Below are 12205 nucleotides of genomic sequence, written 5' to 3'. Positions count from 1 at the left end.
AAGGTGTAATGGTCTAATGTCAGCGGACAGTAAGATAGGGGGATGAAGAAGGTTTTGGAGGAATGGTAATGAAACAAGGGCGCAGGGTATTTGACCGTTACAGTTTGCTTCAATCCGTTTCGCCAAAACGTCCTATGCTGGCTAATCGGCTTCTAACCAAAACAACGTGTGTTCAGTTTGCACCGAGGGATGGTATTCCGCAGCGACAACACCGCGATAACCCAGTCGATCGATGGCGCTGAAAATCTCAACAAAATCCAATTCACCCGATCCCGGCTCGCGGCGGCCTGGGCAATCAGCAAACTGAATATGTGCCAACTGCGGTAAGTGTTGTTCGATAAAAGGCAAAATCGGCAGCTGTTGTCGAGCAAAGTGATAAATATCGACTTGCAGACCCAAGTTAGGACAATCAACCAATTCCAGCAGGCGCAGCATATCCTCCCCACGATTCACCAAAAACCCCGGCATATCAAATGGGTTAATGGCTTCGCTGGTCAGGGTGCAATCGAGATGGGCGGCGAAGCGTTGGCACGCGTGTTGCACATTCTCGGTCAACAATTGCCATGCTTGTGCCGGTTGATGATCGGGTGCTAACCGACCCGCCAACACATTGACACAACTTACCCCCAAACCCTCGGCATAACGCAAGGCTTGTTCAATACCCGCTTGAAAGGCTTGCTCTTGCCCAGCGACAGCAGCCAGACCTGCACCCCCGTTCATTAAATCACCGGCTGGGGCATTGATTAACACAATCTCAACTCCGCTTTCCCGTTGCCATTGCTGCCAATCATGCAAGGGGATGGCATAAGGAAACTGAATTTCCACACGGTCAAACCCTGCCATGCGTGCCGCATGTAACCGTTCTGCCCAAGGCACTTCCGTAAACATTAGCGAGAGATTGGCAGCAAAGCGCGGCATTAGATGGCCTTCCGATACAATTCAATTAAAGTGGATAAATCTTGCACACTAAAACCCTCGGCATGTTGTGCTAACTGTGCTGCGGCTTGACTGGCTACTGGCAGCGCCAGCCCGGTCTGTTGTGCGCTATCGAGGGCGTTGCGTAAATCTTTCAATAATGTCGCCACCTTCCATTGCACCGGCTCATATTGCGCTTGTGCCATGCGTGGCGTCAGTATTTGAAACGGTTTGGAATCGGCAAAACCACCGGCCAGCGCGGGGGCTAATAAATCGGGATCAACGCCAGCTTTTTCAGCTAAGGCCACTGCCTCGGCAATCAACACCGCATTGGCGGCGACAATCAATTGATTACACAGCTTAGTCACTTGGCCGCTGCCCACATCACCCATCCGCGTGACACGGCTAGATAAAGCTGAAAACACTGGCGCTAAACCGGTGATAGCCTCGGCATCACCGCCGGCCATGATGACCAAGCTGCCTTGCTCGGCGCCAACCACCCCACCGGATACCGGCGCATCAATCCATTGAAAGGGTTGTTGTTCGGCGACCTGTGCGGCAAAACGGCGGGTGGCTTCTGGTGTGATACTGGAAAAATCCACCAAAACACGCGCCTGTGCTAATTGCGCATGAATCAAGCCGTGCTCACCGAACACCACCTGTTCCACCGCTGCCGTATCAGCCAAGCACAACATCACCACATCGCATTGTTCTGCCAAAACCTGTGGGGTGTCTGCCCATGTCGCCCCGAGTGCCAACAGCGCAGCGGCTTTGTCTGGGTGGCGGTTCCACACTTGCACGGTAAACCCTGCTGCTAACAACCGCCGCACCATCGGCTGGCCCATCAAGCCCAGCCCAGCAAATCCTAGACTTAACATCTCTGTCATGCTGTCTTACTCAAAATGATATTGCGTGACCCGTTCGACTTCTTCCTTCGAACCGAGAATCACCGAGACACGCTGATGCAAGCCTTCGGGCTGTAATGACACAATCCGCTCGCGGCCATTGGTGGCTGCACCACCGGCTTGTTCTACCAAGAAAGACATTGGGTTGGCTTCATACATCAAGCGCAGTTTGCCGGGTTTGCTTGGGTCGCGGGCATCGCGTGGGTACATAAAGATGCCGCCACGGGTCAAAATACGATGCACCTCCGCCACCATCGAGGCCACCCAACGCATATTAAAATCTTTGCCACGCACACCGGTTTTGCCAGCCAGCAATTCGGCAATATAACGCTGTACCGGTGCTTCCCAATGCCGTTGGTTCGACATATTGATAGCGAATTCTTTTGTTGCGGTGGGAATGGTCATATTGGCTTGTGTCAGCATAAATTCGCCACAATGCCGGTCCAAGGTAAACCCTTGCACACCTTGACCGGTGCTGAGCACCAACATGGTTTGTGGCCCATATAAGACATAACCAGCGGCCACTTGTTGGCTACCGGCTTGTAAGAATTGTGACTCTAATTCACCCTCGCCACGCTTCAAAATCGAGAAAATGGTGCCAACCGAAATATTGACATCAATATTGGATGAGCCATCGAGAGGATCAAACAATAATAAGTAAGGGCCTTGTGGGTATTCGGCAGGGATAGGGCTGGCATGTTCCATCTCTTCTGATGCCATACCACTGACTAACCCCGTCCATGCCAGACCATCGAGCAACATTTGATTGGCAATCACATCTAATTTTTTCTGATCTTCCCCTTGCACATTGCCGGTACCGGCTTCACCCAGCACACCTGCCAATGCCCCTTGGCTAACGGCATCACTGATGGAAACACAGGTACGCGCCACAGCGCTAATTAAGGCCGCTAAATCATGGTCGAGGTGTTGTTGCTGTTGGGCGGTTGCCAGAAAACGGGCCAAGCTGATGCTGGATGACATAAGGCACAATCCTAATCAAGATAAGTTCAGCCGCGATTATGAACTAGCTTGATGCGAGAAACAAAACCGATGGCAGGGTTTTTGCTGGCTTTGCTGGGTATGGACCGCCCAACTTCATCCCCACCGCCGATTGTGACCCTCCGTCGCGACTATAACCGCTGGGTTGCCAGCGAAACGCTCGAGGACTATGCGCTGCGCTTTACCCCGCAGCGTTTCCGCCGTTGGTCGCTATGGCAAGTGGCCAATACTGCTGCTGGTGGGGCGGCTGCTTTTTTAGTGTTAGAAGCCGTTGGGGCGACCATGATGGTGCAAACGGGCTTTCTCAATGCGTTTTGGGCGATTTTAGCCACTGGGTTAATTATTTTTTTGGCTGGGTTGCCGATCAGTTACTACGCTGCGCGTTATGGCGTTGATATGGATTTGCTGACCCGTGGTGCCGGATTTGGTTATATCGGCTCAACGATCACCTCGCTGATTTACGCCTCATTTACCTTTATTTTCTTTGCCCTCGAAGCCGCCATCATGGCCTATGCGCTAGAACTGGGGTTTGGCCTGCCACCGGCATGGGGCTATTTGGTCTGTGCTTTGGTGGTGTTGCCGTTGGTGATGCACGGGGTCACGGTGATTAGTCGCTTACAACAATGGACCTTACCCCTTTGGGCGGTGTTATTGCTACTGCCTTATCTGTTTGTCTTATGGCATGCCCCTGATGCCCTGACCGGTTTATGGCAATACACCGGTGCACATACTGCCCCAGCCGGTTTTGATTGGCACTTGTTTGGTGCGGCATTAACAGTCGGCATTGCGCTGATTACTCAAATGGGCGAACAGGCCGACTATTTGCGTTTTATGCCAGCAGCAGAGGCAGGTAAGCGGGGGCGGTGGTGGTTGGCGGTGATTGTCGGTGGGCCGGGTTGGGTGGTACCGGGGGTGATGAAAATGTTGGGCGGGGCGTTATTGGCCTATTTAGCGCTGCGTAATGGTGTGGCCGCTGACAAAGCGGTTGATCCTAACCAGATGTATTTAATTGGTTTTTCGTATGTATTTGACCACACGGCGATAGCGATTGCCGTCACTACCGTATTTGTGGTGATTTCACAGTTAAAAATCAATGTCACCAATGCTTATGCAGGTTCTTTGGCGTGGTCGAATTTCTTTTCTCGTCTGACGCACAGCCACCCCGGACGGGTGGTGTGGGTGGTGTTTAATTTAGCGATTGCCCTGATGCTGATGGAGCTGGAAGTGTTTCATGCGTTGGGGCAGGTATTGGGCTTGTATTCGCATATTGCCATTTCTTGGATGATGGCGGTGGTGGCGGATTTGGTGCTGAACAAACCGCTTGGCTTGAGTCCAAAAGGAATTGAGTTTAAGCGCAGCCATCTTTATGACATCAATCCCGTCGGCGTGGGGGCGATGTTATTGGCGTCAATATTATCTATCGCAGCTCACCTTGGGCTGTTTGGCGAGGACATTCAACCGTTTTCCGCTTTTGTGGCGATGTCGGTGTCGTTCTTGTCGGCGCCTTTATTGGCATGGCTAACCCGAGGTCATTATTACCTAGCGCGTCAACCCCACCCTCCGGCTGCCTCGGCTACACAACTGCAATGTGTGGTGTGTGAACAATCGTACGAAGCGGCAGATATGGCAACGTGTCCTGCCTACCAAGGGTCGATCTGTTCGCTTTGCTGCACCTTAGATGTGCGTTGTGGTGATCGTTGTAAACCACAAGCCCGTTTATCAGCACAATGGATGTCTTGTTTGCATACTCTGTTGCCACGGGCGTTACATCCTTATTTGGCGCATGGCTTGGCCCACTACTTATTGCTGATGGCTGGCATTGTCAGTGTGTTGGGTTTGATTTTGGGTTTGCTGTATTACATTGAATGGCAAGATGCCAATGCGCTGTATGCTGAAGCCTTGCCTGCTTTATTTTTGCGGTTACTGGCGGCTTTGGTGTTGGTCAGTGGGGTGGTGGCATGGTGGATGGTATTAACGGCACGCAGTCGTGAAGTGGCACAGGCAGAATCGGATCGACAAACAGCCTTGTTAATGCAAGAAATCGATTCTCACCGCCGTACCGATGAACAGTTAAAACGTGCTCGCCATGCGGCAGAACAAGCCAATCAGGCAAAAAGCCGTTATATCTCTTCCATTAGCCATGAATTACGCACACCGCTGAATAGTCTCTTGGGCTATGCCCAAATTTTGGCCGCCGACGCCACGATTCCCCCCCACCGCCGGCAAGCGGTAGAGGTGATACAGCGCAGTGGTGACCATTTATTGTCGGTGATTGAAGGCACGATGGACATTGCTCGAATTGAAAGCGGCAAATTGCGCTTAGACACTCGCGCCTTAGATTTTGCGGCATTTATCCAACAACTGGTGGCAATGTTCGAGCTACAAGCCCGCAATAAGGGCTTAGATTTTACTTTTAGCGGCCCTGCACATTTACCTGCGGTGGTGCGTGCTGATGAAAAACGGCTGCGGCAAATTTTAATTAACTTATTAGGCAATGCGGTGAAATTTACTCGCCGTGGTGGCGTGCGGTTTTGTTTGCATTACCGCCGTGATATGGCAACCTTTGAAGTGATTGATACTGGGCCGGGGATTGCACAAGCCGAACAAATGCGAATTTTCGAACCCTTTGAGCGTGCCGCCAGTAGTGGTGTCGGTGGCACCGGCTTGGGTTTAACCATCAGCAAAATGCTGACGGATTTAATGGGCGGTGAGCTGACTTTGCAGAGTCGTGTGGGCGAAGGTTGCCACTTCACGGTGCGCTTATTTTTGCCGTATGTCCACGCGGCGGTGGCGGCAAAAGAACTGCCACGGCGGAATCGTGTCGGCTATCTCGGTGCGCGGCGGCGTATTTTGCTGGTGGATAACGAGGATACCGATCGCGAAATGTTGGCAACCATGCTGGCGCAGTTGGGGTTTGAAGTCAGTCAAGCTGCCAGCGGTGAAGCGTGTTTGGCGTGTGTCGATGAGTTGAAACCGCACTTAGTATTGATGGATCTGGCCATGCCGGGAATGGATGGTTGGCAGACATTGCGCGTGTTGCGACAAAAGCAATTAACCGATTGTCAATTAGCCATTATTTCAGCCAATGCGTTTGAAAAAGGGCAAGAAAACGATGTCGGAATTGCCAGCGAGGACTTTTTGCTAAAGCCAATTCGAATTGAAGAATTGCTAGATTGGATCGGCCAACGTTTACAACTGTCATGGTTATTGGCCGATTCGGCGGAGGACATGACTCCAGAAGTGCCAGCCATAACAGAAAGGGTTTTTCCTCCAGCAGCAGAACTGTTGCCCTTACTTGACGCCGCTGGTTTGGGCTATGTGCGCGGCATGAAACAAGAATTGGCACGTTTAGCCATGCTCGACCCGCGCTACGCTGAATTTGTGGCCGTGGCAAGCGAGCATGTGAAACGGTTTGAGTTTGATGCGCTGCGGGAGTGGATTCGGCGCGGATTGGCCACAACAGGAAATTCGATATGAACCATTGCGGTGTGGTGCTGATTGTGGACGATCAGCCGGATAATTTAACCTTATTGCATGATGCGTTGGATGAAGCGGGATATATGGTGTTGGTGGCTACCGACGGTGAGTCAGCATTACAACGGGCGCAACGCTCCTTGCCCGATGTGATTTTGCTTGATGCGGTTATGCCCGGCATGGATGGGTTTAGCGTGGCGCGGGCATTAAAAGCCAATTTTCACACGCGGTCGATTCCGATTGTGTTTATGACTGGCCTAACCGAAAGTGAACATGTGGTAGCCGCCTTTGCTGCTGGCAGCGCCGACTATGTGACCAAGCCGTTAAAACCACAAGAAGTGCTGGTGCGGATTGCCGTCCATATCCAACAAGCACGACAACTGACCCAAGCCAGTTCCGCCCTCGACGCTTTTGGTCAAGCCACTTTAGCGATTGCCAGTGCCAGCGGTAAATTAGTCTGGCAAACCGCGTTGGCGCGCCAGCTGTTAGAAAGCTATTTTGGCCTTAGCGACACCGCTCCGCCTGTGCTGTTGCAATGGATTGCCCAAGCGCAAACCGCTTATCTCAATGGGCAAGAGCCCTCGGCTTTGGTTTATCAAACCGCTGGCCGGCGCTTGCTGGCATCGCTGCATCAACAAACCACCGAAGGGGAATGGCTGCTGGTGTTACGCGAAGAAAATCACCAAGCCAGTATGCTCAGCCTGATGCAGGTTTTTCCATTGACCCAACGCGAGGCCGAAGTGTTGTATTGGCTGAGCTTAGGCAAAACCAACCGCGATATTGCCGATATCCTCGGTATGAGTCCCCGCACGGTCAATAAACATTTAGAACATATTTTCAGCAAGTTAGGTGTTGAAACCCGCACTGCAGCGGCGGCGTTAGCCTTGAGCAAATGGCGTAGCAGTTAGGCTGGCACGGGTGTACGCCAAATGACGTATTTAAGCGAACTGGGCGCACGGGTAAGCTGTTTTTGCATTGCAGCAAAAACATTGATCACCTTTCTCAGGGAGCTTTGCCATGACCACCCGCCGCTTATTTCTGAAACTGACCACCCTCACCGCCTGCCTGTTGTCTGCGGGTCTTTCGTCCACCGTCTTGGCTGCTGACACCATTAAAGTGGGTGTGCTGCATTCGCTCTCTGGCACGATGGCGATTTCTGAGACCTCGCTCAAAGACATGGCTCTGTTTACGATTGACGAAATCAACGCCAAGGGCGGGGTGTTGGGTAAAAAGCTCGAACCGGTGGTGGTGGATCCTGCCTCGAACTGGCCGCTATTTGCTGAAAAAGCACGTCAGTTACTGACCCGAGATAAAGTGGCGGTGACCTTTGGCTGTTGGACATCGGTGTCGCGTAAATCAGTGTTGCCAGTATATGAAGAACTCAATGGCTTGCTGTTCTACCCCGTGCAATACGAAGGCGAGGAAATGTCGCCCAATGTGTTCTATACCGGTGCGGCCCCTAACCAACAGGCCATTCCGGCGGTTGAATACCTGATGAGCAAAGACGGCGGCGAAGCAAAACGCTTCTTCTTACTTGGAACCGATTATGTTTACCCACGCACCACCAACAAAATTCTACGCGCTTTCCTCAAATCAAAAGGGGTGAAGGACAGCGATATCGAAGAGGTTTACACCCCATTCGGTCATAGTGATTACCAAACCATCGTTGGCAATATCAAAAAATTCTCTGCCGGTGGTAAAACAGCGGTGATTTCCACCATCAACGGCGATTCGAATGTGCCGTTTTATAAAGAATTGGGTAACCAAGGGTTGAAATCTACCACCACACCGGTTGTCGCTTTCTCAGTGGGCGAAGAAGAATTGAAGGGGATTGATACCAAACCCTTGGTGGGTCATTTGGCGGCATGGAACTACTTTATGAGCGTCAAAAACCCTGTTAATACCAAGTGGATTACCGATTACAAAGCGTGGGCCAAGAAAAAAGGCATGGCTAATGCTGATAAGTTAGTCACCAACGATCCGATGGAAGCGACCTATGTTGGTATCCATATGTGGGCCGAGGCGGTGAAAAAGGCGGGTACGACTGATGTCAATGCGGTGCGTAAAGCGATGGCCGGCGTTAGCTTCAATGCCCCTTCTGGTTTTACCCTGAAAATGGACGAAAAAAACCACCACCTGCATAAGCCAGTGATGATTGGTGAAGTGCGTCCTGATGGTCAATTCTCGGTAGTGTGGAAAACCAAAGCCCCTGTTCGTGCTCAGCCGTGGAGTCCGTTTATCGCGGGTAATGACAAAAAACCCGATACCCCAGTGAAAAGTAAATAAGGGTTCATCGATTTGTCTGGTTGTGTGGGTGGGCACTGTCCCACCCCACAGCCAATGCACAGGGGGAAAACAAAATGCGGCAAACGATGATGCAACGGTTCATGGCGTGGGTATGCGCTGTGATGGTCTTGTCTTGCGCCAGCCTGAGTGTGGCTTCGCCATTGGCTGAACTGGTCAACACCTCACCGGAACAGCGCCCAGCACAAATTGAACAATGGGCGGCACAACCGACAGCGGCACGTTCTGAAGCTGCGTTGGCATGGCAAGAAGAACGGGTTTATCAAACACCCGACGAAAGCCAATTCTTTCTGCAACAGCCTGATGGCCAAGTGGTGGACATTCCATCAGGCAAAAGCCTCACCGCTTTACCGGCAGAAGCGGAGCCGGTGTTATTAAACAACCGCCTCCGCATGGCCTTAGAGCGTTATCAAGCGGCTACCCAGTTACAGCAGGGTGATACCGCAGCGCGTTTAGCGGCCGTGGGCTTATTACAAGACGCTGCAAATCCTGCATGGTTGCCGTTGTTACAAGCTCAATTACAGCGTGAACAAGAACCCACCGTTCGCACGGCCTTACAACTGGCCACCGCACGTATCCAGCTGCACAGCGATCAACTGCCACAACAGTTAGCCGCGATCAATACCCTTGCCGACACCCGCGACCCCAATCTCTTGGTGGTGTTACAAGAATTGGCGGATAGCACGCCACAAGCGGCAGTGCGTCAAGCCGCTTTGCGTGCAATGGCCCAGCTTGAGTCGGCACAATTTACCGATCATTTACTGGGTCATCTGTTTAGCGGCATCAGCCTCGGATCGGTCTTACTGCTGGCGGCGCTTGGCTTGGCCATCACCTATGGTCTGCTAGGTGTCATCAATATGGCACATGGCGAAATGTTGATGTTGGGTGCCTATAGCACCTATGTGGTGCAACTGGCCTTTCAACGCTATGCCCCTGCGTGGGTCGATGCCTATGTGATTGTGGCATTGCCGGTAGCGTTTTTAGTGACTTGCGCCATCGGTATGGCACTAGAGCGTTTGGTGATTCGTCATCTGTATGGCCGCCCCTTAGAAACCCTGCTCGCAACGTGGGGTATGAGCTTGGTGTTAATGCAGGCGGTTCGGGTGATGTTCGGTGCGCAGAATGTCGAAGTGGCTAACCCCAGCTGGATGGCGGGTGGTTGGGTTATCAGCCCTGCTTTAACGCTGCCGTTCAATCGTTTAGTGATTATTGCCTTTGTCGGTGCCGTGTTGTTGTTGACATGGTGGATGCTCAACCGCACCCGTTTAGGGCTGTTTGTCCGCGCTGTTACACAAAACCGCCGTATGGCCGACTGTGTTGGCGTACCAACTGGACGCGTAGATAGCTTGGCTTTTGGCATTGGTTCTGGTGTGGCGGGTTTAGGTGGGGTGGCATTAAGCCAAATCGGTAATGTCGGGCCTGATTTGGGGCAAAGCTATATCGTTGACAGCTTTATGGTGGTGGTGTTGGGGGGTGTCGGGCAACTGGCGGGCACGGTATTAGGTGCCTTTGGTTTAGGGATGTTGAACAAGATTCTCGAACCTTCGTTGGGCGCAGTCCTCGGCAAAATCGCCATTTTGGCTTTAATCATCCTCTTTATTCAAAAACGGCCACAGGGTTTGTTTGCCCTCAAGGGTCGGGTGTTGGATTAAGTTCAGGGGAAATATCATGCAAAGTGAACTGATGAGCCAGCCCTATTCAATGCGGCTGTGGGCGTGGCTAGGGCCACAATTGGGGCCATTGCTGTTAGCGGCATTGTTATTGCTCGGGGTGGCATTACCGTTGGCACATGCCTTGTTACCTGCCGATCACCCGTGGTTTATCTCGGCTTATACCTTAACCCTTGCTGGAAAAATATTGTGTTATGCCGTGGTGGCGTTGGCCTTGGATTTGGTTTGGGGCTACACCGGCTTATTGAGCCTCGGTCATGGCTTGTTTTTCGCGCTAGGCGGCTATGGTATGGGCATGTATTTGATGCGACAAGGCGATGCCGAATTGCCTGCCTTTATGACCTTTCTCGATTGGCAAACCTTGCCGTGGTTTTGGTGGGGCAGTGAACATTTTTTATGGGCATTGGTGTTGATTGTGATGGTGCCGGCGCTGGTGGCGGGAATCTTTGGATGGTTGGCCTTCCGGTCACGGATTAAAGGGGTGTATTTCTCGATCATCACCCAAGCGTTGACCTTTGCCGCCATGTTGCTGTTTTTCCGTAATGAAACCGGCTTTGGTGGCAATAACGGTTTTACTGATTTCAAAACCTTGCTTGGTTTTGGGATTGCTGAACCAGCGACACGGGCGGTGTTATTCCTGTTGTCGTTGGCGTTGTTGGTGTTGGCATGGCTGGGGGCGCGTTGGTTGGTCAACAGTCCATTTGGTCGGATTTTGACCGCAGTGCGAGATGCCGAGTCGCGCTTAATGTTCTGTGGCTACTCACCGCTTTATTTCAAATTGACCATCTGGGTGCTGTCGGCAGTGTTATGTGCTTTAGCTGGTGCGCTGTATGTGCCACAGGTGGGCATTATCAATCCCAGTGAAATGTCGCCAGCCAACTCGATTGAGATGGTGATTTGGGTGGCCTTGGGGGGGCGCGGTACTTTGATCGGCCCGATGTTGGGGGCCGGTTTGGTGAATGGCGCAAAAAGCTGGTTTACCGTGGCATTTCCCGAATATTGGTTGTTCTTCCTCGGTTTCGTCTTTATTGCCGCGACTTTGTTCTTGCCACATGGGGTGGTGGGATGGTGGCGTCGCTTATGGAGAAAATCAGCATGACTCTCTTCTCTCCTAAAACAGCTGTGGTTGAGCGTGAAGGCTGGGACGGCGAAGCCAAGGGACTCGCTCACCTTGTCGATGGCCAACTCGATACCCGTCACGGTGCAATTTTGTATCTGGAAGAGGTTTGCGTCAGTTTTGACGGCTTCAAAGCGTTAAACCATCTGAATCTGGATATTGGTGTCGGTGAACTGCGCTGCATCATTGGCCCAAATGGTGCTGGTAAAACCACCATGATGGACGTGATCACCGGCAAAACACGTCCCGATAGTGGGGCGGTGTTTTTCGGACAAACCATTGATCTGACTCGCTATCGTGAAGCCGAGATTGCCCAGCTTGGGATTGGCCGGAAATTTCAAAAGCCGACAGTGTTCGAGGCAATGACGGTGTTTGAAAACCTCCAACTGGCCTTGGCTGGCCCGCGCTCGGTGTGGGCAAGTTTGCGCGCTCGATTGACTGGCGAACAACGCGACCGAATTGAAGCGTTATTGCTGCGAGTGCGGTTGCAGGAACAACGCCATCGGGTGGCGGGTTTGTTATCTCATGGCCAAAAGCAATGGTTGGAAATTGGCATGTTATTAGCTCAAGACCCACGGCTGTTGTTGTTGGATGAGCCGGTGGCAGGGATGACCGATGCCGAAACAGAAAAAACAGCCGAATTGCTGCTGAGTTTGAAAGGCCATCATTCCTTAATGGTGGTGGAGCATGACATGGCTTTTGTCGAGGCCATCGCCGAGAGAGTGACGGTGTTGGCCGAAGGCAGTGTGCTGGCCGAGGGGAGCTTAGCGCAGGTGCAAGCAGATGAGCGGGTGATTGAGGTCTATTTGGGGCGCTAAAGT

9 protein-coding genes are annotated in these 12205 nt (G+C 52.1%); 6 read left to right on the top strand and 3 right to left on the bottom strand.

The window, feature by feature from the left end:
* Window positions 1-141: 141 nt before the first annotated feature.
* The 3 genes from G465_RS0106110 to G465_RS0106100 are packed head-to-tail and all read right to left on the bottom strand — an operon-like array spanning window position 142 to window position 2801.
* Window positions 142-918, bottom strand: coding sequence for a hydroxypyruvate isomerase family protein (locus G465_RS0106110; protein ID WP_022653596.1), 777 nt, complete (start codon window positions 916-918; stop codon window positions 142-144).
* A complete protein-coding gene (locus G465_RS0106105; protein WP_022653595.1) occupies window positions 918-1802 on the bottom strand; it encodes an NAD(P)-dependent oxidoreductase in 885 nt (294 codons plus the stop codon). The genes G465_RS0106110 and G465_RS0106105 overlap by 1 nt, the downstream gene beginning before the upstream one ends.
* A 6-nt stretch (window positions 1803-1808) precedes the next feature.
* Window positions 1809-2801, bottom strand: a complete 993-nt coding sequence (locus G465_RS0106100; protein ID WP_022653594.1) for a class 1 fructose-bisphosphatase — start codon at window positions 2799-2801, stop codon at window positions 1809-1811.
* Between the two features lie 51 nt (window positions 2802-2852).
* Here G465_RS0106100 and G465_RS0106095 point away from each other — a divergent pair, with 51 nt between their 5' ends.
* The 6 genes from G465_RS0106095 (at window position 2853) to urtD (ending at window position 12202) form a co-directional block, all read left to right on the top strand.
* On the top strand, window positions 2853-6296 hold the full coding sequence (locus G465_RS0106095; protein WP_022653593.1) for a hybrid sensor histidine kinase/response regulator: 3444 nt from the start codon (window positions 2853-2855) through the stop codon (window positions 6294-6296).
* Window positions 6293-7201 (top strand): response regulator transcription factor, encoded by a 909-nt coding sequence (locus G465_RS0106090; RefSeq protein WP_022653592.1) that lies wholly within the window; start codon window positions 6293-6295, stop codon window positions 7199-7201. Before G465_RS0106095 ends, G465_RS0106090 begins: the two co-directional genes overlap by 4 nt.
* A 109-nt stretch (window positions 7202-7310) precedes the next feature.
* On the top strand, window positions 7311-8579 hold the full coding sequence (gene urtA, locus G465_RS0106085) for an urea ABC transporter substrate-binding protein (RefSeq protein ID WP_022653591.1): 1269 nt from the start codon (window positions 7311-7313) through the stop codon (window positions 8577-8579).
* An 86-nt stretch (window positions 8580-8665) separates the two neighbouring features.
* Entirely contained in the window at window positions 8666-10249 is a 1584-nt protein-coding gene (urtB, locus tag G465_RS0106080; protein WP_040399239.1) for an urea ABC transporter permease subunit UrtB, read from the top strand.
* A 16-nt stretch (window positions 10250-10265) separates the two neighbouring features.
* A complete protein-coding gene (gene urtC / locus G465_RS0106075; RefSeq protein ID WP_022653589.1) occupies window positions 10266-11366 on the top strand; it encodes an urea ABC transporter permease subunit UrtC in 1101 nt (366 codons plus the stop codon).
* Window positions 11363-12202, top strand: a complete 840-nt coding sequence (urtD, locus tag G465_RS0106070) for an urea ABC transporter ATP-binding protein UrtD (RefSeq protein ID WP_022653588.1) — start codon at window positions 11363-11365, stop codon at window positions 12200-12202. The genes urtC and urtD overlap by 4 nt, the downstream gene beginning before the upstream one ends.
* Window positions 12203-12205: the final 3 nt, after the last annotated feature.

The organism is Aquaspirillum serpens DSM 68, assembly GCF_000420525.1.
Lineage (GTDB): Bacteria > Pseudomonadota > Gammaproteobacteria > Burkholderiales > Aquaspirillaceae > Aquaspirillum > Aquaspirillum serpens.
Note: the sequence above shows the minus strand (reverse complement) of the source record. Positions and strands in the feature narration are given on the sequence as shown.